Origin of the sequence: Amphibacillus indicireducens, from assembly GCF_039539605.1 — a bacterium.
In the GTDB taxonomy this organism is placed as follows: Bacteria; Bacillota; Bacilli; order Bacillales; family Amphibacillaceae; genus Amphibacillus; species Amphibacillus indicireducens.
The window spans coordinates 30,465-51,946 of sequence record NZ_BAABDL010000041.1 but is presented as its reverse complement, the minus strand read 5'-3'; the positions used below and the strand labels follow the sequence as shown (position 1 = coordinate 51,946).

The following is a 21,482-nucleotide window of genomic DNA, read 5'->3' as shown; positions in this document are numbered from 1 at the left end:
CAATTTCCATGCAATATTGCTCATATTTGTTGCCAATTCAGTTTTGATTCTTCCCATTCTTGTAAAATATCATAGGTATTTTGTACTAATTTAGCGCCATTTTGGATCAAAGAATGACAACCTTTTGCTTGTTCGAGACTAATTGAATGGGGTACTGCCATCACTTCTCGGCCTTGTTCTAGTGCTTGATCGGCAGTAATTAATGAACCACTTCTTTCTTGCGCTTCAAAAACGAGGGTTGCAAAAGCCAACCCGCTGATGATCCGATTACGTTCAGGAAAATGATAACGCTCAGGTCTTACGTGTGGTGGATATTCAGAAATAACGAGATGTTTATCAGTTAATCGCTGGAATAAATCGAGGTGCTCAGGTGGATAAGGGTGGCTTAAACCGCCTGCGATGACGGCAATTGTTTTTCCACCATAATAATCGGCTATACGATGGGCATAACCATCAATTCCATTAGCCATGCCACTCACGAATAACCAGTCACGATCAACTAGTGTTTTTAACAATTGATACATATGCTTTTTAGCATCTTTTGATGGCCTTCTCGTTCCAACAACAGCAAGTGCTGGCGAATGCGTTAAGTAATCAGACCGTCCTAGTCCATATAAAATGATTGGTGGATCTGGAATGTATTTTAAATATGGAGGAAAGTCCTGATCGTGGATTGTCCAGATTTTAAACTGTCGTAGTTTTTTTAAGATCGGGTGGTTTGAATCGAATTGTTGGATGTAATGATAGAGTTGCTCAGCTTTTTTATTACTGAACTGATAATGATCGACTAGCTCTTTTGATGAACAATCATAAATTTTAGAGCAATCAGGGTCTTCGTTGGTGAGTTTTTGTAAAAAGGATCTTGTAACTAGAGGGGATTGGGCTAAATAAATTAGACGTAGTCGTGACAAATTCAAGTGATACACTCCTTTTAAATGATTAGTAATGGACGTACAGTCGTAAGCTAAACCTGTACGTCTATTACTATTTCTACAGAGAAGTGCAAAATTCCTTTATTTTTTTATGATTTTCTTTTGCTCTAAATCAATTTGATAGATATATGCGAATACCTCGGCAACAGCTTGATAGAGTTCTTCTGGAATTCGATCATTGATGTTTAGTTGCGCTAACATCTCAACAAGACTTTTATCTTCTTGAATTGGCACATCTGCAGCTTTTGCCCGGTTTAAAATCTCTTCAGCGATGTATCCTTGTCCTTTAGCAGTGACAACTGGTGCTTGATTTTTTTCTTGATCATATTGAAGGGCAATTGCCTTTTTAAGTTCCTTATCTTGACTCATATTCTCACATCCAAACGACTTGACTGGATCGATGTTGCTTGTGATTCAGGTTTAATTGCAAAATCCGTTCGTTTATCAGGGAATGGTTTGTAACTCGTTGTCGATAAGTGATAGTTAAATCGTGCTAATCCCTGCTTAAGTAGTGGTTTAAATTGATTGAGTAGATCTGATAAATCTTGATCGTTATAGACAGTTAAATGGACAACTCGATTTTGAACATTCATATCAATCATCGTCGTCTTTAATTGATCTAATTCAAGGTAAAAGGCAATCCGGCAATAATCAGAGTCAATTTTTTCACTTTCATCTTTACGACTATAAAACTCAATTTCAATGTCTTCTTGGCCAAATAATCCAGGTATCGATGTCGATAAATGAAGAAAGTTAGCCGTTTCATTAATTAGTGTTAATTGTTGCCCAGTTAAATGGTTTAACAGTTGCTCCGCCTCTCTGCCACCAACAGATTGATCAGTAAATGATTGTAAAATCAACTGTTTCAGTGATCCAGTTTGATTAGTTCCTTGTTGATCTTCATTTGCGATCTGATATTCATAGTCTAGTCCAGCGTTCAATAAATAGTTTTTTACATGAATGATAAATTGATCTTTAATCGGAAACAATTCTGGATTTGCTCGATCCAGTCGGGTTAATAAATTATAGATCTGGTCTTTGTTTTCACTAGGTAGCTGCAGATTAATTAAGTTTGTTAATGGTTCAATCCATTCAGTTAAATTAGCTTGATTCGGTTGGCTAATAAAATTTTCTAATGATTCAACAGCTTGACTCGGTAGATGTTGAATCAATTTATGAGTGACAGTCGTATTTTTTAATAACATTTCGAGTTGCTCGATTGATCTAGGTGATGGAAATTGAGCTTGATGCTGAATTTGTGTTAAGACTTTTTTAAATTGAAACAATTGTTTATCTGTTAGAGCGAGTTGTGCCTCCATCCGTTGAACGACTTCATTGGTAATGTTTAATTCAGTTGTCTGATTCCCTGATGCCGAAGATTCAATTGATTGATTCGCTTGTAGTACTCTACCCTCATCAGCTCCTGAAATATTTGCTTGTTGTAGCAATGAGCTGAGCGTCAAAATTTGTTGATTTGTCAGTGGCGTCGGTTGCCCTGAGATCGCTTCATCATTGATCAATTGTGCTAACACATCGATCAATTGATTTGCTGACACGCTTGAACTAGGCTGTTGTTCAAGCACTTGATAAAGATCAATCATTTGGCTATTGATCGATTGGTTTGATTGAACAGCTTTAACGGCGTTTAAGGTCATCTCCGTTATAGGGAGTTGTCTTTTTAATAAATGAATTAATAATTCTTTTGTTTCCGGTGTTTGATTGTTTTTAAATATTTCTAGCGCCTGTTTTAAATCTGCTTGTCGCACTGGAATCTCATTTGTCAACAATTCTTGAACAAATTGGCGATTTTCTAGCGTAGGACTTAGATTTAATTTTGCTAAAATAAGCTGGATTTGTTCAGCTATTGACACATTTGACATTGATTGTGATACAACACTTAATTGAGGAAGTTCACCTGTTGAGAGCACCTCAAATAAATAGGCTTGATCTACTGATATTGGCACTTCCAATTTCGCTGTGATTTGATGATGACCAAATTGAACTACAGCAACATTATTCGGTAAAAGCTCTTTAATTTTACCTAGCATAACTTGGCCCTGTCTTAAAGTTAACGGCTGTGCTTGTTGATCTTGCAGAATTGCTCGAATTTGTGGAGATACGTTAGAAAAGAGTGGTCCCATCACCACCGCCTCCTTTTAGTTTATCTTTGACCGGCGCAAATGACTTACGATGAAATGGTGTAATTCCATGTTCTTCAAGACCTTGTAAATGCCCTTTCGTACCATAGCCTTGATTTTGATCAAACTGATAGTAAGGATACGTTCGATGTAATTCAGCCATCATTTGATCACGATGCACTTTTGCAATCACGCTTGCGGCCGCAATCGAAATACTTTTTTGGTCACCTTTAATAATCACATCACTTGAATAAGCTAAATTAGGTAACTCTACAGCATCAATTAATAAATGATCTGGTTGAACTGTCAGTTGATCCACAGCTCGTTCCATCGCTAAGATTGAGGCTTGATAAATATTTAATTCGTCAATTAATTGTGGGCTGATCTCACCAATTCCAATCGCAACAGCTTGTTGTTTAATGATTTCAGCATATGCTTCTCTTTGCTTAACCGTTAGCTTTTTAGAATCAGTCAAACCAATTAACGTAAAGTTTTCTGGTAAAATGACAGCGGCCGCGACTACAGGCCCAGCTAAAGGTCCTCTGCCAACTTCATCAATACCAGCGATAAATTGTTTACCATTCAGGTAATTTTTTTCTTCATACTTTCTCATTGCTTGAAATTGCTTAATCAAAAGAGCTTGTTTTGCTTGTTTATTCTGGTAGCTCCGCACTGCTTGTTGAACACCTTTTCGTGAATCTAATTTTAATTGTTCGATCGTTTCATCTGAGAGTATACCTTGATCTAACATCTGTTTAATTTCTGTAATTGATTGATTTTTCAACGTGAATAAACCCCTTTTTACTGTTATTGATAATATCGACATTTTCAAAGGATCTTTTAGTCAGCAAAAAAGCGCAAACCAAATCTATTTGCGCTTTAAGTTGATTAATTATCTGGTTGTTCTAAAGTGATCGGTCCCACTTTACCTGTTCTAAAATCACGAATAAATAATTCAGCCGTCTTTGCAAGATCAACGGTACCACCAGGTGCTAATGCCCCTCTTTGCCGTCCAATCTGCTCGATGATCTGCTCATAATCAGCTTCAATATCAGTTAGCTGATATCTTTCTAATAGCAGTTGTGGGTATGATTCTTGAATATACTTCAAAGTAAATCGAGTAATTGCTTCAATGGACAAAATTTGATCTTTAATTGTTCCTATCGCAGCTAAACGATAACCAATTTGTTGATCTTCAAACTTTGGCCACAAAATACCCGGTGTATCTAACAATTCAAAGTCTTTTTTTACTTTAATCCATTGCTGAGCAGTCGTGATCCCTGGACGATCACCAGTTTTCGCAATTTTTCTATTTGCTAGACGATTGATCAATGTTGATTTACCGACATTTGGTATTCCGATAATCATCGCTCGACCGGCTCGTGGTCGGACACCTCTTTTTTTCAAGTTTGCCATTTTTTCAGCAGTCATTTTTTTAGCAGTTTCAATTACTTTTTGAATATCTTGACGATTTTGAACATCAACTGCAACTGCTTCAACATCGTCTGCTTGCAACTTTTCAAGCCATTTTTTTGTCGCTTCAGGGTCAGCCAAATCTTTCTTCATCAATATTTGCATTTTAGGTTTTTGTTGGAGAATTTCTTGAAGCATCGGATTTTGTGATGCTAGTGGGGCACGAGCATCAACGAGTTCAATTACAAAATCTACGAGCTTTAATTTCTCTTGTACTTCCCTTCTTGCTTTGGCCATATGGCCAGGAAACCATTGTATTGTCATATTCTCACCTCTAGTTTACTAAACGGATTCGCTTAAATGGCCAATAAATAAATCTTGCTTGACCGATAATATCATCTTCAGAAACTAAGCCGACTAAATCACTTCTGCTATCGGTAGAATTCGATCGATTATCCCCTAAAACTAAATAATAGCCTTCTGGAATTGTTTGATGTCGACCGATAATATCTTCAGTTAAGTTAAAATCAACAGTATAGATTGTGTCAGACTGCAGTTGAGCGATATGGTCACTTAAATAAGGCTCTTCGATAAACTGATCGTTTATGTATAGTTTATCATCTTTATATTCGACGACTTCCCCTGGCAAGCCAATGATCCGTTTAATATAGTCTTTATCTGCCGTTGCATGAAAAATGACAATATCAAATCGTTTAGGACTTGAGAATCGATAAGACACTTTTTCAGCAATCAAGTAATCACCATTGTGTAAGGTCGGTTCCATTGAGGGGCCATCCACTTCAATTGGAATAACTAAAAAAGTTCTGATTAACCAGACTAAAAAAAGGGCGATAATTAACGCTTTTAACCAACTGAGCCATTCACTTTGTTCTTTTTCTTTCATTATGACACCACCATCATCTAACGTTAATGTTATCGAATTATTAATTAAATAAATGTGTTCAAGTCAAGCTTTCTTATTTATTTTACCATAGATTGAAAAAAGGAGCTTGATTTTTATCAAGCTCCTTTGTTTTCTTTTTATAGACGTTTTTCTTTAATACGTGCTGCTTTACCACGACGATCGCGTAAGTAATATAGTTTGGCACGACGAACTTTACCGTGGCGAGTAACTTCAATTTGAGCTACGCGTGGTGAATGTACTGGAAAAGTACGTTCTACCCCAACACCATAAGAAATCTTACGTACAGTAAATGTCTCACTAATACCACCGTTTTGGCGTTTAATGACTACACCTTCAAATAACTGAATACGCTCACGCTCACCTTCAACAACTTTAACGTGAACTTTTACCGTATCTCCTGGGCGAAACTCAGGATGATCTGTACGAAGTTGGTCTTTTGTAATGTCTGCAATTAATTGTTGCATGTGTATACACTCCTTCTCAACTAATGCTCTTGACTCATTTAATCATGTCAGCGGAACATCGTTTTATCCAAAAGGCATTCCTTTTGTCCGAAAGTAAATATATCATATAACATGATCATTTACAAGCTTAATCTCGATTTAATTCACTTTCTTTTAACCATTGTTTTTCTTGATCTGTCAGTGGGTAATTTTCTAATAAATCTGGTCGGCGTTGCTTCGTTCTCAATAAGGATTGTTTTTTCCGCCAGTCGGTGATCTTTTGATGATGACCTGAACGTAAAACTTCTGGCACCTCATATCCATTAAATTCAGCGGGTCTCGTATAATGAGGATGTTCTAACAAGCCTGTTGAAAATGAGTCCTCGACAGCTGACGCTTCATTCCCTAATACATCTGGCAAAAGTCGAACAACGCTATCAATTACCGCTAAAGCCCCAATTTCGCCACCTGTTAAAATAAAATCACCAATCGATATTTCATCTGTTACTAAATGTTCTCGAATCCGTTCATCATAACCTTCATAATGACCACAAATGAAAATTAAATGCTCTTCTTTCGCTAGACTTTCCGCCTTTTTCTGGTCAAAACGCTCACCTTGTGGACACATTAAAATGATTCGTGGAGGTTGCTCCGGATTCTTATCAATTGCCTCGACAGCAGAAAAAATTGGTTGTGGCATGAGTACCATACCTGCGCCCCCACCATATGGATAATCATCCACTTTTTGATGTTTATTATCTGCATGGCTTCTAATGTCAACTGCTTGATAGTCTACTGCACCTTGTTCTTGTGCTTTTTTCATAATCGATGAACCCATCACACCTGCTAACATGTCAGGGAATAAGGTTAAAACATCAATTTTCATTACGATAACAGCCCTTCCATTGGTTCAATAATCACTTGTTTTTGTTCAATATCAACTACTTTAACGATATCGTCAATATAAGGTATCAACAAGTCTTTTTTCGATTTCTGCTTGACGACCCAAACATCATTTGCACCTGGCGCAAGAATTTCTTTGATTGTGCCGAGTGATTCACCAGCTGTTGTTTTTACTTCACAGCCGATAATTTCATGGTAATAATAACTGCCTTCTTCTAATTGATGTTGGTCATCTGCAGTTATTTTGAGAATACCTTGTTTAAAGTGTTCAACCTCATTAATTGAGTGAAGACCTTTAAATAAGAGCATATCAAACTGTTTATGCTTTCTATGTTTTTCAATCGTTAATTTGATCGGTTCAGTTTGATTTGGCATGAATAAGTAGAGTTCGTTTCCTGGTTGGAACCGCTGATCAAAATCGGTAATACGCACAACCTTAACCTCTCCTTTAATGCCATGTGTATTAACAATTTTACCTACATTAAAAAATTCCATTACGATTCACCTACTTTGTTTATTGATATTTAATTGCTTTAGTTTCAAAATAGCATTAGTTGTTGAAATCTTAATAGACGGAATTAATAAATTAATTATTGTTTAAAATTTAAACTCAAACTAGGTGATTGTAACGGAAGGTGGTGACTCCAGCGGGAATAGCACGAGTCCGAAGATCCACTTTTGTAGCGGTTTTTGCTACAAAAGTTAGCTGAGGCCGTGCCCGCGGAAAGCATCCACCTGCAGTGAAAATCACCGGCAAAGCTTGCTTTACTCATTAACTACAATAATTACCCTTCAATAGATTAAAAACAGGGAAAGACATGCTCTCCCTGTTTTACATGATATCTAGATAAATACGTTTTTTTTCATCAGAACCGATCGCATAAACAACTGTACGAATCGACTTAGCAATTCGACCATTTTTTCCAATCACTTTTCCAACATCATCAGGATGGACTGTTAAATGATAAATGATTTTGTTCGACTCTTCATTTTCAGTAACAATCACATCTTCAGGATGATCGACTAATGGTTGAATAATTGTTGTTATTAAGGCTTCCATGTTATCACACTACCTTATTTTTGATTTTTCTGATCGTGGAATTTCTGCATGATGCCTTGGTTAGAGAATAAGTTACGAACTGTATCACTTGGTTGTGCACCCTTAGTCATCCAGTCTAATGCTTTTTCTTCATCTAATTTAACTTCAACCGGATCAACAACCGGATTGTATGTTCCAATTTGCTCAATGATACGTCCATCACGTGGTGAACGTGAATCAGCTACAACTACACGATAGAAAGGGTTACGTTTTGACCCCATACGCTTCAAACGAATTTTAACTGCCATATTTCGCACCTCCATTACCTATTAATCTTCACAATTTAAGATTGTATCAGAAAACTTTTAGTCTGTAAAGTGTTTTTACATTACATCATCGGAAAATTAAAACCTTTTCTTCGTTTACCCTTTTTACCACCTTGCATACCAGACATTTGCTTCATCATTTTTCGCATTTCATTAAACTGCTTGATCAGGCGATTAACCTCAGCAATTGGCCGACCTGAGCCTTTGGCGATCCGTCTTTTTCGACTCGGATTCATTAGGTTTGGATCTTGTCGCTCTTGTTTTGTCATCGATTTAATAATCGCTTCTACATGAACCAATTGTTTGTCATCAAGCTGAACATTTTTAAGGCCTTTCATTTTGTTTGCACCTGGGAGCATGCCGAGTAACTCATCTAAAGGTCCCATGCTTTTCACTTGTTCCATTTGTTCAAGAAAGTCATCAAAATCAAAGCTAGCTGAACGCATTTTTTCTTCGAGCTCTTTGGCTTTTTTCTCATCAATCGTTGCTTCAGCTTTTTCGATTAATGTGAGAACATCACCCATACCGAGAATTCGAGAAGCCATTCGCTCTGGATGAAAGTCTTCTAATTGATCAAGCTTTTCACCCATACCAATAAATTTAATCGGCTTATTCGTTACAGCCTTAATTGATAAGGCCGCCCCACCACGAGTGTCGCCGTCCAATTTAGTTAAGACGACACCCGTGACATTTAATTGCTGATCAAAATTTTCAGCGACATTAACTGCATCTTGACCCGTCATCGCGTCGACAACTAAAAAAATCTCATCAGGTGTCACACTTGTTTTAATTTGATTGAGCTCATCCATTAGATCCGTGTCGACGTGCAGACGACCTGCTGTATCAATAATCACATAATCTAAATGCTCAGCTTTGGCATATTCAATTGCTTCATTTGCAATATCTACTGGATTTGCCTCGGTTCCTTTTTCAAAAACAGGAATATTTAATTGCTTACCAACCGTTTTTAATTGGTCAATTGCAGCCGGGCGATAAATATCTGCAGCAACTAATAGCGGTTTGCGATTATGTTTTTTACGCAATAAGTTTGCAAGCTTTCCTGTCGTTGTCGTTTTACCTGCACCTTGAAGACCAATCATCATAATCACTGTCGGTGGTCGATCGGCAACTGCAATTTTACTTTGCTCACCACCCATTAGTGCGGTCAACTCTTCTTTAACAATTTTGATCACTTGTTGCCCAGGTGTTAAGCTTTCCATCACTTCTGAACCAACAGCTCGTTCACGAATTTTATTGACAAATTCTTTAACAACTTTAAAATTTACGTCCGCTTCAAGTAGCGCAAGACGCACTTCACGAGCCATGACTTTAACATCTTGTTCAGATACTTTTCCCTTGCCAGTCATTTTTTTAATCGTACTTTGGAGTCGATCTGCTAAACCTTCAAAAGCCATTAAGGGGTACCTCCTAATCTAATTCTTTAATTCTATTGATCATCTGTAGTGTCTTCGTTTGTTCGTGATTGTGGACATGCTCAGTTAATTGACTGAGCATGTCTTGTCGTTCAACAAATTTTTCATATAATTTAAGCTTCTCTTCATAACTCTTTAACATTGCTTCCGTTCGGCGGATATTATCGTAAACCGCTTGTCTTGAAACATCAAATTGTTCAGCTATTTCACCTAATGAATGATCCTCTAAATAATAAAGTTCCATGTAATCGCGTTGTTTAGGTGTTAATAATGCTTGATAAAAATCAAATAAAAAATTCACTTGCGTTGTTTTCTCTAACATTTAAAACACCCCTCGTTAAGTAAAACCCCTTCACATTTTGCATAGTAGATGAAATCAAAAGCATTTGTCAAGTTTTAGTCTGCCTCTGCATCGATCAGATCTGAAAATAAGCCATAGACAAACGCATTAGGATCAAAGACTTGTAAATCAGTCATCTGCTCACCTAAGCCAACTAATTTAACTGGAATATTTAATTCTTTGCGAATCGCTAAAACGATTCCACCTTTGGCTGTCCCATCTAGCTTTGTTAAAACAATTCCAGATACATTTGTTGCTTCTGAAAATACTTTTGCTTGGCTGAGTGCATTTTGACCTGTAGTTGCATCTAAAACGAGCAATACCTCATGTGGTGCACCCGGTATTTCTCTCTCAATCACTCGATTAACTTTGCTTAATTCATTCATCAAATTCACTTTATTTTGCAAACGTCCAGCTGTATCACAAATCAATACATCTGCACCACGTGATTTGGCTGCTTGAATGCCATCATAAACAACTGCTGCCGGATCACTGCCAGAGCTTTGTTTAATCACTTCAACTCCAACACGCTCGCCCCAAACGTCTAACTGTTCGATTGCACCAGCACGGAATGTATCGCCAGCAACTAACATGACTTTTTTTCCTTCTTGTTTTAATTTATGGGCTAACTTACCAATTGTTGTTGTTTTACCAACACCATTAACGCCAACAAATAAAATCACAGACAACTCATTTTCTTGGATATTTAACGTTGGAATCGACTCGTTTTCATCCATATAAATGGCAACCAGTTTTTCAGAAATCACTTCTTTTAACTGATCAGTTTCCTTAATGTTTTGACGTTTCACTTCCATTTCTAGCTCTTCAACGAGTTCCATCACTGTGTTAACCCCAACATCGGCTGAAATTAATACTTCTTCTAGTTCTTCAAAGAAGTCCTCGTCTACTTTTCGGTACCGAGCCATCAAATCATTGAGCTTTGACGAGAATGATTGTCTCGTTTTTTCTAATCCTGATTGATACTTTTCTGATGATTGCTTATTTTCACTTGTGGCAGAAAATTTTTCTTTTAACTTTTTAAAAAAACTCATCTGTTTCACCCTTTATAATTTCGCTTCTAATAATTGTTCAGTTTCTTCTAGCTTAACAGACACAAAACGAGATACACCAGATTCCTGCATCGTGACACCATATAAGACGTCTGCACCTTCCATCGTCCCTTTTCGGTGGGTAATGACGATAAATTGCGTATCTTGACTATACGTCTTCAAGTAGCGGCTAAACCGCTCAACATTCGCTTCATCTAAAGCAGCTTCGACCTCATCTAAAACACAGAATGGTACTGGTCTGACGCGAAGAATTGCAAATAATAGTGCAATTGCAGTTAATGCACGCTCTCCACCAGATAATAGTGCGAGTTGTTGTGCTTTTTTTCCTGGAGGTTGTGCTTTAATTTCAACACCTGTTGTTAAGAGTTGGTCAGGATCCGTTAATGAGAGTTCTGCATGTCCTCCACCAAATAATTGACTAAAAACTTCGGTGAATTCCGCTTTAATCTTAGTAAAGGATGCTTCAAAACGTTCTTCCATTTCCTGATCCATTTCATAAATGACGGTGTATAATGTTTCTTTTGCATCTTCTAGGTCGGCTTGCTGTGTCGTTAAGAACTGATAACGTTCTGAAATCCGTTCATATTCATCGATCGCACCGATGTTAACGGTCCCTAACTCATCGATCGTTCGCTTTATCAGTTTAACTTTTCGCTTCAGCGACTTCAAATCATCTGACTTTTCGTAGTCTTGTTGTGCTTTTTCAAAACTAATTTGATAGTCTTCTTGAAGTTGCAGTAAACGATTTTCCAGCTCAACATCAAGGCGATTTGACTTGACTTCTAACTGTTGTCTTTGATCAGTTAGCGCCTGTTTTTTTGCTTGTAATGTACGATGTTTAGCCTCACGTTCAGATACTTGTTGCGTTAGAGTCAGCCGTGCTTGACGGTTGACTTGGATGTCACGTGTCACTTCCTGTTTATCATTTTCATTGCGCTCAATTTTTTGATCCAACTCAGTAATAAACTCCAGACTCGCTTCCGCTTCTTTAATGACTGTCAATTCTTGATTCACTTCCGTCATTGAAGTCGCTAATTCGGTTAACTTATTTTGCTGTTGTTCAACCTTTTCTGTTTGGTACAACAGTTCTTTCTTTTCTTCAGCACTTTTTACTTGTAGCGTCTGAAGCTCAGCTTGTAACAATGCTTTATTTTCTTCAAAGTTAGCCTGTTCTTGTGTCAGTTCAGTAATTTTTGCTTGAATCGCTTCAATTTGGCTTTGCAATTCGTTCAACTGAATTTCATTTGTCTGTTTTTCTGACTGAAGACGGTTGAGTTCTGAGGTTCTTTGCTCACGATCTTGTTCAGCAATTTTTAATTGTTTCTCAAGATGTGATCGTTGAATTTGATTCGCTTGTTGTTCTCCTAAGTTTTGATGAAGCTGTTGTTGAACCTGTTCTCTCTGTTCATTTAAATCAATCAAATTCTGTTTCAATTGATCAACATCTTTTGATTGCTGGACAATTTCTAACTCAAATTGACTCGCACGTTCAGTAAATTCAGCTACTTTTTTCGTTAACTTTTCAAGTTCTTTGTCACGCGTGAAAAAATTCTGGTTTGTTGATTTGCGCGCACCACCTGTCATTGATCCTCCAGGATTGACAATATCTCCATCTAAGGTGACAATCCGGAATCGTCGATCTGTTAAACGAGCAATTTCATTAGCTGCTTTTAAATTTTCAGCAATGATCGTGTGACCTAACAAATAATCAACGACTAATTGATAAGCTGAAGCTGTTTTAGGCGCTTGATTGGCGACTGTCACAAATCCCGGATGTGCAGATACATTATTTAAATAATGTCCGGGGATGTTTTTCGGTTTGATCACATCGAGTGGTAAAAAAGTTGCCCGACCATTATTTTTTCGTTTCAAATATTCAATCGCATTACGACCAGCTTGCTCATCACCCACAACGATGTGTTGCGCTTGTGTTGCTAAAGCCGTTTCTAAAGCAATTAAGTAACGTTCTGGAATATCAAGTAATTCGATTACAGCACCATGAATTTGATCGAGTTCTCCTTCTTCTCTCGCTTTAAGCACCGTTTTTACACCAGCGTAAAATCCTTGGAAATCTTGCTTCATTTCTTCAAGCATTTCTTTTCTTGATTGGAGACGATCAATTTGCCGCTGGCCTTGTTCTAGCTTATCCCTCATGTCTTGCAGAGTCATTGTTGCTTGTTGTTGATTAGACTCTGTTTCTTTAAGCTGGTCTTGAATGGTGGTTAATTTCTGTTTTAAACTATTGTTCTCATCAGTTAATTTTTCTTTTACCGCTAATAACTGCTGATAATCATCATGCTCAGTCGTTTGTTGTGACTGATTGCGTTCTTTTTGTGCAGTGATCTGTGTCAATTGTTGCTCAATTGTTTTAATCGAGTGACGTGTCGTTGCTTGATGGTTAAGACTTTCAATGTAATCTGCTTTCAATGAGTCAATTTCTTGTTCTAACTCATCTTCGTTATGCATTAACCGTTGCTCAAGTTTTTTTAGCTTCGCAGTTGTCTGTTGACGATTGTTTGTAATTAACGTTAATTGAGCCTGTTCAACTGTTAATTGTTGATTAGTAGCTTCGATTTGTTCCTTAATCAAATGAAGCTGACGTATGAGCTTATCTTTATTTTCAGTTGTATATTTCGCTCTTTCTAAAATAACGTTTTTTTCACCTGTTAATTTTTCAAATGATTCGGTTAGTGATAACAGCTTTTGTTGTAAACTTTCGACAACTTGATCAATTTGTTCAATCTCCGTTTGAACTTTTTCAACTTCAGCTGCTTCAATTTGAATTTCAACTGAATAATCATTCTCAGTTTCTTTTAATTGCTTTATTTTCGTTAAAAACTCTTGCCAGTCATTATGTAAGAGCTCAATTTCTGTCCTTAATAACGTTATTTCAGCGCCTTTGAGTTGGTCTTTTTGCGCTAAATATTCCTTAGCTCGTGATGATTGTTCTTTTAATGGCTCCAATTGCCCATCGATTTCATGAATAATATCTTCAACTCGATTTAAATTTTCTTGTGTTTCAGCAAGTTTATACTCTGCCTTCTTCTTTCGGTTTTTGTATTTTAAGACACCAGCAGCTTCTTCAAAAATTGTCCGTCTTTCCTCTGCCTTCGAACTTAAAATCTCCTCAATTTTCCCTTGACCAATAATCGAGAACGCTTCTCTCCCAAGACCAGAATCCATAAATAAATCAACAATGTCTTTTAGACGACACGATTGTTTGTTTAGGAAGAAATCACTTTCTCCAGAACGAGATACCCGTCGTGTAACACTCACTTCCTGATAATCAATTGGTAATGTACCGTCTTGATTATCTAAAATTAAGGTAACTTCGGCAAAGTTAAGAGGTTTACGTGTATCACTTCCTTGAAAGATGATATCTTCCATCTTAGTACCACGCAATGATTTCGCGGATTGTTCACCTAGTACCCAACGGATCGCATCGGTAATATTACTCTTACCACTTCCATTCGGACCAACAACAGCAGTCACACCTGGAACAAAATCAACCGTAATCGGTTCAGCAAATGATTTAAACCCGACTGATTCTAATCTTTTTAAGAACATATTTTTTCACCTATTTCATTAAAAATAACAATCATCTCTTTCTATTTCAACCTATATATTTTATCATAAAGAGAGCTTTGATAGTAGGGCAGATTAAAAAGGAGGCAAAGAATGGACTTATCTGAAGCAAATCAAACAAATTTAGCTTATCTTTTAGAAAAAATCGGTGAGAAACTGGATGTAGCCAATACCAGTTTACTTGATCCTGAAGACTATAATATTAATAAGTATGATGATTTAAAGTGGTTGTATGATTATGTGTCTGACAAATCAGTCATAAGTATCTCTGAGAAAGAGGCTTTTGTTGAAGAATTAGCAGCGATCCGCAAATAATCGCTTGAGGACGTTTTTTGACAGCTGTTGACTCAAGATCGTCTAATGATGATCATTCAGGCTTGATTTCAATCGTCAAATATTACCGTTGGCTCGTTTTTACGAATCCTTTCATAAAAACAAGCCAACGTTCAACTAAATTGAAGTTTGATGTTTGTCTAACGCTTTTTTAGCAGCACGTTGCTCAGACTCTTTTTTAGTTCGACCATGGCCAACCCCAACCACTTGATCATTTATTCTGACTTGAGCAACAAATTCTCGATCATGTGCAGGACCTTTCTCTGAAATAATCTCATAATTGATCTCACTCTGTTTATCTTGCTGAATCAGCTCTTGTAATTGACTCTTATAATCAAGTGCATCAAGAAGAATCCCGTTTTTAATTTCTGGATAAACGTGATTATGTAGAAAGTCGACAACAGCATTAAAATCTTGATCTAAATATAATGCACCAATAAAGGCTTCAAAGACATCTGCTAGTAATGCGGGTCGCTTTCTTCCACCTGTACGTTCCTCACCTTTTCCTAGTAATACATATCGATCAAAATTAAGATTTAGTGCAAACTTAACTAAGGCTGGTTCGCAGACAATCATCGCGCGCAACTTCGTTAACTCTCCTTCAGGCTTATTCGGGTACGTTCGATATAAGTATTGAGAAATACCTAATTCTAATACCGCATCACCTAAAAACTCTAAACGTTCGTTATCCCGATGAATTTTATTTCTATTCTCATTCACATATGAGGAATGTGTAAAGGCCTGAATTAATAGGTTTTGATTTTTAAATGTAATCGCTAACTCTTTTTCCAATGCAGTGAAATTCATTGCATAAAATACCTCCTATTCACTTTAATATATTTTAGCTTGTCTTTTTAAATAATGCAAAGGTCTCGTTAAAAATTAACGAGACCTTGTTAGTATTTTTTACGACTGGCTGTCTATGTATTCAACAGCATCGCCTACTGTTTCAATTTTTTCAGCTTCTTCATCAGCAATCTCCATATCGAACTCATCTTCTAATTCCATAACAAGTTCAACAACATCAAGTGAATCAGCTTCTAAATCTTCTTGAAATGAAGCGTCTAAAGTAACTTTGTCTTCCTCAACGTCTAGTCGATCAATGACAATTTGTTTAACTCTTTCAAATGTATTTGACATTCTTTTCACCTCCTTTAAAGGATTTATTTTTTTACATAACCATCCCACCATCAACTTGAATCGTCTGACCAGTTATGTAACTCGCATCATCCGATGCTAAAAAGGCGACTGTCTTGGCAACATCTTCGACAGCTCCAAGCCTTTGCAATGGGATCAGTTTAAATAATTCGGCTTTAATTGACTCACCTAACTGCTCAGTCATGTCCGTATCAATAAAACCTGGTGCAACCGCATTAACAGTAATGTTTCGCGATGCTAACTCTTTAGCCGCTGTTTTTGTCATACCAATGACACCAGATTTTGCAGCAACATAATTAATTTGCCCCGGATTACCACTCAAACCAACAACAGATGAAAGATTAATCATTTTACCTGAGCGTTGTTTCATCATTTGGCGACTCACCGTCTTCATACAGAAGAAAACACCTTTTAAATTCGTATCTATCACTTGGTCAAACTCTGTTTCTTTCATGCGCATCATCAAGTTATCACGTGTAATCCCTGCATTGTTAACGAGCACATCAAGCGAACCTAACTCCTGAATGACCAATTTAACCATCTCTTTAACTTCAGTTTCATTTGCAACATTAGCTTTTACAACGAGTGCCTTTTGACCAAGTTCTCGAACTGCCTCAGCGACTTCATTTGCTTTTGCTTCGTTACCAGCATAATTAATCGCGACTGCATGGCCTTTTCTCGCTAATTCCAGGGCAATTTCTCGCCCAATTCCACGCGAGGCACCCGTTACTAGTGCTACTTTATTTGCCATCTTATTCACCCTCCCGATACCATTCAGTTAATTGATCGAGTGATACTTGATCATATACTGAAAAAACTTGGGCACGTCTTGATACTTTTTTCACTAAGCCTGCTAATACTTTACCATTACCAACTTCAACAATCGCATCTAAATTTTGCTCAAGTAAATCCTCAATAATTTCCTCGAACCTAACTGGTGAATATAGCTGTTTAACAAGTAATTCTTTACTTTGATCTGCATTTTCAACTTGCTTAGCTGTCACATTTGAATATACGGGAATCGTTGGTTGTGAAAAACTCACCCGACTTAAAACAGCTTTGAAGTTTTCCGCTACTTCTCGCATTAATCGCGAATGAAATGGTCCACTCACATTAAGCGGAATCACTCGTTTAGCTCCAGCATTTTTTAACAACGGAATTGCTTGATCTATACCTGCTTTTGTACCTGAAATAACGATCTGACCCGGACAGTTAATATTTGCCAGGTCAACAATTTCATCTAAATCTGCTAACTGTTGTTCGATGGTTTGTTGATCTAACCCAAGAACAGCTGCCATCGCACCAGCACCTTCTGGGTATGCTTGCTCCATTAACTTGCCACGTTCGTGAACAAGTGGAATCGCGTCTTCAAAGTCTAACACGCCCGAAGCAACTAGCGCACTGTATTCCCCTAAACTATGTCCAGCCACTACAGATGGTTTGATCTCACGGTTTAATAATTCACGATAAACCATTGTGCTCATCAATAAGAGTGCTGGTTGTGCATGAGCTGTTTTCGTTAACTCACTTTCTGGACCTGCTTGGATCATCTTTGTTAATGAAAAATCTAGTAATTGGTCTGCCTGATCAAACAAAGCTTGATTGGCTGGATTTGAATCTAATAATGACTGCCCCATGCCTACTTTTTGTGAGCCTTGGCCTGGAAAAACAAAAGCTAATTTTTTCATTCCTGTCCTCCATTTGCTTCGCTCGATTCTTTGACTGTTATTTCAATAATATCCGTAACTTTATTTTCAACCATATGACAGGCCTGTTTAACTGCGTTATAAATTGCTCGGCCATTTGATGAACCGTGTGCTTTAATAACTGGTGCTGCCAAGCCAAATAACCCAGCCCCACCATACTCAGAATAGTCGAGTTTGTTTTTTAACTGTTTAAGATCTTTTTTCAAAACTGCAGCTGCCAATTTTGTCTTCAGTGATGACATAAATGTCTCCTTAATTAAGCCAAACATCATTGCAGCGGTTCCTTCAATCGTTTTTAAAGCAATATTTCCACTGTAACCATCCGTTACAACGACATCAGCGACTCCTTCAAATAAGTCTCTTGCCTCCACATTGCCGATAAAATTGATTGGAGCATCTGTTAATAATTCATATGCTTGTCTCGTTAAATCATTCCCTTTACCCGCTTCTGTACCGACATTTAATAATCCAACTCGAGGTTGACTAATGCCTCTCACTTTTTCACTATAAATCGATCCCATAATCCCATATTGCAAGAGGTGCTTAGGTTTCGCATCAACGTTTGCTCCGACATCCATAAAAACGAATCCTTGACCATCCATTGTTGGTAATGTTGGACTTAGTGCTGGACGTTCAATCCCTTTAATCCGTCCAACTTGAAAAAGACCAGCGCTCATTAAAGCACCTGTATTTCCCGCTGAGAGACAGGCATCTGCTCGACCTTCTTTAACTTCTTTAGCCATCAGCACGAGCGATGCGTTCTTTTTCCGTCTCACTGCACGTACTGGTTCATCCTCACCTGTAATGACTTCTGTTGTATGTATAATCGATATTTTCTGATCATTTGTTAAAAATGGTTTAATTTTAGTTTCGTCACCAACTAAAGTAATTGATTCAATTTGATCAAGTGACTCAACCGCGAGCATTGCTCCTTCGACAACCGATTGAGGTGCATGATCCCCACCCATTGCATCTATAACAATCTTCATGATTTTAACCCTCTTTCTATTATGTTGATCGATACATCGTGAACTGGCCTGAAAAAACAAGCTCTTGTTCAACAAAACTATCAACTGTCACAAGTGTGCGATGTCGTTTTTCAACTGGCTTGACGTGTGCCTTAGCAATAACTCGCTCTCCTTGTTTAACTTGACGTTTAAAACGGATTTCTGCTTTTTCGGTCAGGGCAAGTTCATCATCAATGACCGCAACAGCCAATGAATTCGCTTGAGCGAATAAATGGTGCCCACGAGTGATATCATTTCTAGTGAAAACATGCTCTTTCTTAATATCTAAAATCGAAATCGCACGTTGATCAAGTTCAAGATCGATAATCTCACCAATCACGTCATCAATTGGCAAAGATTTAACCGTTTCATTCCATTGATCTTTTGCGACTGACTTAATCCGTTCCCTTAGTTCCGGAATGGCTAACTCCATTCGGTCTAATCGAATCGTCTGGATACTAACAGAAAAAGCTTTAGCTAGCTCTTCATCTGTTATAAATGGCGTCTCATCAATTTTTTCTTTGAGACGCTCCTGTCTGACTCTTTTTGGTACTCTCATTTTTGCACCACCCAACTTCTAATCTTTATTTAATGTTAAGACTAGGTACTAATAGTAATATAGCGAAAAAATATTTCTTTTGCAACCCTTTTTAATCAAAGCCTTCATTAAACTCAACTAAAATCCGATTGAGATACTCCTTCAACTCGCGATATTCTTGATTTTTTTCAATCAAATCATTAAAAATAATTTCGACCGCATCTTTTCGTGCTGTTTCAAGTGTTCGATAATCGTGAATCGGATCGGCGATTTTAAATTCAGGAAGACCACTTTGCTTTTTACCGAAAAACTCACCAGGTCCTCTTAATTTTAAATCATGTTCAGCTAAGACAAATCCATTTGTCGTTTCCGTCATAATCTGCATTCGCTCTTTACCTGTTTCTCCTTTTGGATCAGCAATCAAGATACAGTAACTCTGTTTCTTACCACGCCCAACACGCCCTCTTAATTGATGCAATTGGGAGAGGCCAAATCGTTCAGCATCATAAATCACCATAATTGTTGCATTCGGTACGTTCACACCAACTTCAACAACAGTTGTTGAGACGAGAAGATTAATTTTATTTGTTGCGAAGTCCTGCATTACCTTATCTTTTTCTGCATTTGTTAACCGACCATGTAAAAGACCAATTTCAACCGGGATTGAAAAAGCTGATGAAAGTTGATGATACAAATCGACCGCATTTTGAATATCTATTTTATCCGATTCTTCAATTAATGGTGCAATCACGTAAGCTTGACCACCATTTTTTATTTCTTTTTCAATAAACTTGATAATCCTCGGCATCAGCGTTTCTTTGACCCAAAATGTCTCAACTTCCTTACGACCAACAGGCATTTGATTAATAATTGACATATCCATATCACCAAAGCTCGTAATTGCAAGTGTTCTCGGGATTGGAGTTGCCGTCATAAATAATACATCTGGATCGATTCCTTTTTCTCTTAAAACCTTTCGTTGATTGACACCAAATCGATGTTGCTCATCAACAATAACAAGACCAAGATTTGAAAAATAAACGTCATCTTGAATTAAAGCGTGCGTACCAACAATTAAATTAACTTCTCCAGATTGAATCGCTGCCAATCTTTGTTTACGTTCTTTTCCTTTGACTGAACCTGTTAATAACTCAATCCGTAATCGGTCTTGGAATAGCTCGGTCAAAGATTGGTAGTGCTGTTCGGCTAGAATCTCTGTCGGCACCATGATCGCCCCTTGATAACCTGCAAGTATCGTTGCATATAAGGCGATCGCAGCAACAATAGTTTTTCCTGACCCAACATCTCCTTGAAGCAATCGATGCATTCGATATGACGATTTAATGTCTGTCAAAATTTCTTGATTCGCCTGTTTTTGTGCTTCAGTTAGTTCGAATGGTAGTTGGGCAATAAATTCAGTTAACTGATCTTCTGAGTAAGTTTTAACGTTCCCGCTAGTTCGCTGTCGATTAAATTTTCGGAGCGCTTGCATTTTTAACTGAAAAATTAAAAATTCATCGTAAATTAATCGCCTTCTTGCTTGTTTTAAATGCTCCACATCATGTGGAAAATGCATCTGTTCAATTGCAAACCCACGATTGATTAACTGATAACCTTCTAGATAGCGTGTCGGTAAAATTTCATTTATTTGCTCACGAAATTGATCAAATGCTTGTTTAATAATTTTTTTAAATTGGAATGGTGTGATGATTTGTCGCAACAAATAAACTGGTTCAATCTCTCCTGTCGACTTTTCACCAACCTTGTAATGACTGATTGTGATTTGTTGTCGATGTTGATCCCACTTACCAGTGACGGTCACTTTTTCACCGACAGCTAACTGTTTTTTCGCAAAAGCACGGTTAAACATCACACCTTTAACGACAACCTGATCAACTTGAATCGGCACAACTAATCGTGATTTTTTTCGACCAAAAAATGATACAACTGGCTCACTTAAAACAATGCCTTCGATCGTTGCTTTCTGTTCATGGACAAGTTCAGTAATTGGTAAGACTTCAAAGTTTTCATAACGTGAAGGATAGGTAGTCATCAAATCTTCAACGGTCTCAATCCCTAATTCGGCAAACTTCTCTTTTAGAGCCGGTCCGACTCCCTTTACTTCACTAACTAATCGATTATGTACCATCACCCTCACCCCTTTAGATAAAATATATAAATTCAGCTAATAAT

General features: G+C 37.4%; 23 protein-coding genes. 1 reads left to right on the top strand and 22 read right to left on the bottom strand.

The features are described from left to right. Positions 1-20: 20 nt before the first annotated feature. The 15 genes from dprA to smc form a co-directional block, all read right to left on the bottom strand. Positions 21-917: a DNA-processing protein DprA gene (gene dprA, locus ABD814_RS03915; protein WP_425549051.1), complete on the bottom strand. Its 897-nt coding sequence runs from the start codon at positions 915-917 to the stop codon at positions 21-23. Between the two features lie 96 nt (positions 918-1,013). Further along, positions 1,014-1,301: an EscU/YscU/HrcU family type III secretion system export apparatus switch protein gene (locus ABD814_RS03910; protein ID WP_344910538.1), complete on the bottom strand. Its 288-nt coding sequence runs from the start codon at positions 1,299-1,301 to the stop codon at positions 1,014-1,016. Further along, a complete protein-coding gene (locus tag ABD814_RS03905) occupies positions 1,298-3,073 on the bottom strand; it encodes a hypothetical protein (protein ID WP_344910536.1) in 1,776 nt (591 codons plus the stop codon). The genes ABD814_RS03910 and ABD814_RS03905 overlap by 4 nt, the downstream gene beginning before the upstream one ends. Next, the gene (locus ABD814_RS03900; protein WP_344910534.1) at positions 3,054-3,854 is read right to left on the bottom strand and encodes a ribonuclease HII; all 801 of its coding nucleotides are present in this window, start codon (positions 3,852-3,854) and stop codon (positions 3,054-3,056) included. Before ABD814_RS03900 ends, ABD814_RS03905 begins: the two co-directional genes overlap by 20 nt. A 104-nt stretch (positions 3,855-3,958) precedes the next feature. Beyond that, positions 3,959-4,807, bottom strand: a complete 849-nt coding sequence (gene ylqF / locus ABD814_RS03895) for a ribosome biogenesis GTPase YlqF (protein WP_344910532.1) — start codon at positions 4,805-4,807, stop codon at positions 3,959-3,961. 10 nt (positions 4,808-4,817) lie between these two features. Next, positions 4,818-5,387, bottom strand: coding sequence for a signal peptidase I (gene lepB / locus ABD814_RS03890; protein WP_344910530.1), 570 nt, complete (start codon positions 5,385-5,387; stop codon positions 4,818-4,820). 137 nt (positions 5,388-5,524) lie between these two features. After that, positions 5,525-5,872, bottom strand: a complete 348-nt coding sequence (gene rplS / locus ABD814_RS03885) for a 50S ribosomal protein L19 (RefSeq protein WP_344910528.1) — start codon at positions 5,870-5,872, stop codon at positions 5,525-5,527. 127 nt (positions 5,873-5,999) lie between these two features. After that, a complete protein-coding gene (gene trmD / locus ABD814_RS03880) occupies positions 6,000-6,737 on the bottom strand; it encodes a tRNA (guanosine(37)-N1)-methyltransferase TrmD (protein WP_344910526.1) in 738 nt (245 codons plus the stop codon). Beyond that, positions 6,737-7,249: a ribosome maturation factor RimM gene (gene rimM / locus ABD814_RS03875; RefSeq protein WP_344910523.1), complete on the bottom strand. Its 513-nt coding sequence runs from the start codon at positions 7,247-7,249 to the stop codon at positions 6,737-6,739. The genes trmD and rimM overlap by 1 nt, the downstream gene beginning before the upstream one ends. Before the next feature lie 337 nt (positions 7,250-7,586). After that, on the bottom strand, positions 7,587-7,814 hold the full coding sequence (locus ABD814_RS03870; protein ID WP_344910521.1) for a KH domain-containing protein: 228 nt from the start codon (positions 7,812-7,814) through the stop codon (positions 7,587-7,589). A gap of 14 nt (positions 7,815-7,828) precedes the next feature. Beyond that, a complete protein-coding gene (gene rpsP, locus ABD814_RS03865) occupies positions 7,829-8,101 on the bottom strand; it encodes a 30S ribosomal protein S16 (RefSeq protein WP_344910519.1) in 273 nt (90 codons plus the stop codon). A gap of 80 nt (positions 8,102-8,181) precedes the next feature. Next, a complete protein-coding gene (ffh, locus tag ABD814_RS03860) occupies positions 8,182-9,534 on the bottom strand; it encodes a signal recognition particle protein (RefSeq protein ID WP_344910516.1) in 1,353 nt (450 codons plus the stop codon). 13 nt (positions 9,535-9,547) lie between these two features. Next, entirely contained in the window at positions 9,548-9,874 is a 327-nt protein-coding gene (locus ABD814_RS03855) for a putative DNA-binding protein (RefSeq protein ID WP_344910514.1), read from the bottom strand. Between the two features lie 74 nt (positions 9,875-9,948). After that, positions 9,949-10,944: a signal recognition particle-docking protein FtsY gene (gene ftsY, locus ABD814_RS03850; RefSeq protein WP_344910512.1), complete on the bottom strand. Its 996-nt coding sequence runs from the start codon at positions 10,942-10,944 to the stop codon at positions 9,949-9,951. A 12-nt stretch (positions 10,945-10,956) separates the two neighbouring features. Further along, on the bottom strand, positions 10,957-14,529 hold the full coding sequence (gene smc, locus ABD814_RS03845; RefSeq protein ID WP_344910510.1) for a chromosome segregation protein SMC: 3,573 nt from the start codon (positions 14,527-14,529) through the stop codon (positions 10,957-10,959). Between the two features lie 111 nt (positions 14,530-14,640). Between smc and ABD814_RS03840 the strand changes: the two genes are divergently transcribed. Further along, entirely contained in the window at positions 14,641-14,862 is a 222-nt protein-coding gene (locus ABD814_RS03840; RefSeq protein ID WP_344910508.1) for a DUF1128 domain-containing protein, read from the top strand. A 135-nt stretch (positions 14,863-14,997) separates the two neighbouring features. Here the strand turns inward: ABD814_RS03840 and rnc are convergent, their stop codons facing one another. From rnc to recG, 7 genes are all read right to left on the bottom strand, one after another. Continuing rightward, the gene (gene rnc / locus ABD814_RS03835) at positions 14,998-15,687 is read right to left on the bottom strand and encodes a ribonuclease III (protein ID WP_344910506.1); all 690 of its coding nucleotides are present in this window, start codon (positions 15,685-15,687) and stop codon (positions 14,998-15,000) included. Between the two features lie 99 nt (positions 15,688-15,786). Then, on the bottom strand, positions 15,787-16,020 hold the full coding sequence (acpP, locus tag ABD814_RS03830) for an acyl carrier protein (RefSeq protein ID WP_344910504.1): 234 nt from the start codon (positions 16,018-16,020) through the stop codon (positions 15,787-15,789). 31 nt (positions 16,021-16,051) lie between these two features. Further along, positions 16,052-16,789 carry a 3-oxoacyl-[acyl-carrier-protein] reductase gene (gene fabG, locus ABD814_RS03825; RefSeq protein WP_344910502.1) on the bottom strand — a complete coding sequence of 246 codons (738 nt, stop codon included), beginning with the start codon at positions 16,787-16,789 and terminating at the stop codon, positions 16,052-16,054. Between the two features lies 1 nt (position 16,790). After that, the gene (gene fabD / locus ABD814_RS03820; RefSeq protein WP_344910500.1) at positions 16,791-17,726 is read right to left on the bottom strand and encodes an ACP S-malonyltransferase; all 936 of its coding nucleotides are present in this window, start codon (positions 17,724-17,726) and stop codon (positions 16,791-16,793) included. Beyond that, on the bottom strand, positions 17,723-18,733 hold the full coding sequence (gene plsX, locus ABD814_RS03815) for a phosphate acyltransferase PlsX (protein WP_344910498.1): 1,011 nt from the start codon (positions 18,731-18,733) through the stop codon (positions 17,723-17,725). Before plsX ends, fabD begins: the two co-directional genes overlap by 4 nt. Before the next feature lie 19 nt (positions 18,734-18,752). Continuing rightward, positions 18,753-19,310, bottom strand: coding sequence for a transcription factor FapR (gene fapR, locus ABD814_RS03810; RefSeq protein WP_344910496.1), 558 nt, complete (start codon positions 19,308-19,310; stop codon positions 18,753-18,755). 91 nt (positions 19,311-19,401) lie between these two features. Then, positions 19,402-21,438, bottom strand: coding sequence for an ATP-dependent DNA helicase RecG (gene recG, locus ABD814_RS03805; RefSeq protein ID WP_344910494.1), 2,037 nt, complete (start codon positions 21,436-21,438; stop codon positions 19,402-19,404). Between the last annotated feature and the right edge of the window lie 44 nt (positions 21,439-21,482).

What these genes read in the sequence shown, in the direction of transcription:
- ABD814_RS03910 (WP_344910538.1), bottom strand. Translation starts at nt 1,301, where the DNA reads ATGAGTCAAGATAAGGAACTTAAAAAGGCAATTGCCCTTCAATATGAT.
- ABD814_RS03905 (WP_344910536.1), bottom strand. Translation starts at nt 3,073, where the DNA reads ATGGGACCACTCTTTTCTAACGTATCTCCACAAATTCGAGCAATTCTG.
- ylqF (WP_344910532.1), bottom strand. Translation starts at nt 4,807, where the DNA reads ATGACAATACAATGGTTTCCTGGCCATATGGCCAAAGCAAGAAGGGAA.
- lepB (WP_344910530.1), bottom strand. Translation starts at nt 5,387, where the DNA reads ATGAAAGAAAAAGAACAAAGTGAATGGCTCAGTTGGTTAAAAGCGTTA.
- rplS (WP_344910528.1), bottom strand. Translation starts at nt 5,872, where the DNA reads ATGCAACAATTAATTGCAGACATTACAAAAGACCAACTTCGTACAGAT.
- trmD (WP_344910526.1), bottom strand. Translation starts at nt 6,737, where the DNA reads ATGAAAATTGATGTTTTAACCTTATTCCCTGACATGTTAGCAGGTGTG.
- rimM (WP_344910523.1), bottom strand. Translation starts at nt 7,249, where the DNA reads ATGGAATTTTTTAATGTAGGTAAAATTGTTAATACACATGGCATTAAA.
- ABD814_RS03870 (WP_344910521.1), bottom strand. Translation starts at nt 7,814, where the DNA reads ATGGAAGCCTTAATAACAACAATTATTCAACCATTAGTCGATCATCCT.
- rpsP (WP_344910519.1), bottom strand. Translation starts at nt 8,101, where the DNA reads ATGGCAGTTAAAATTCGTTTGAAGCGTATGGGGTCAAAACGTAACCCT.
- ffh (WP_344910516.1), bottom strand. Translation starts at nt 9,534, where the DNA reads ATGGCTTTTGAAGGTTTAGCAGATCGACTCCAAAGTACGATTAAAAAA.
- ABD814_RS03855 (WP_344910514.1), bottom strand. Translation starts at nt 9,874, where the DNA reads ATGTTAGAGAAAACAACGCAAGTGAATTTTTTATTTGATTTTTATCAA.
- ftsY (WP_344910512.1), bottom strand. Translation starts at nt 10,944, where the DNA reads ATGAGTTTTTTTAAAAAGTTAAAAGAAAAATTTTCTGCCACAAGTGAA.
- smc (WP_344910510.1), bottom strand. Translation starts at nt 14,529, where the DNA reads ATGTTCTTAAAAAGATTAGAATCAGTCGGGTTTAAATCATTTGCTGAA.
- ABD814_RS03840 (WP_344910508.1), top strand. Translation starts at nt 14,641, where the DNA reads ATGGACTTATCTGAAGCAAATCAAACAAATTTAGCTTATCTTTTAGAA.
- rnc (WP_344910506.1), bottom strand. Translation starts at nt 15,687, where the DNA reads ATGAATTTCACTGCATTGGAAAAAGAGTTAGCGATTACATTTAAAAAT.
- acpP (WP_344910504.1), bottom strand. Translation starts at nt 16,020, where the DNA reads ATGTCAAATACATTTGAAAGAGTTAAACAAATTGTCATTGATCGACTA.
- fabG (WP_344910502.1), bottom strand. Translation starts at nt 16,789, where the DNA reads ATGGCAAATAAAGTAGCACTAGTAACGGGTGCCTCGCGTGGAATTGGG.
- fabD (WP_344910500.1), bottom strand. Translation starts at nt 17,726, where the DNA reads ATGAAAAAATTAGCTTTTGTTTTTCCAGGCCAAGGCTCACAAAAAGTA.
- plsX (WP_344910498.1), bottom strand. Translation starts at nt 18,733, where the DNA reads ATGAAGATTGTTATAGATGCAATGGGTGGGGATCATGCACCTCAATCG.
- fapR (WP_344910496.1), bottom strand. Translation starts at nt 19,310, where the DNA reads ATGAGAGTACCAAAAAGAGTCAGACAGGAGCGTCTCAAAGAAAAAATT.
- recG (WP_344910494.1), bottom strand. Translation starts at nt 21,438, where the DNA reads ATGGTACATAATCGATTAGTTAGTGAAGTAAAGGGAGTCGGACCGGCT.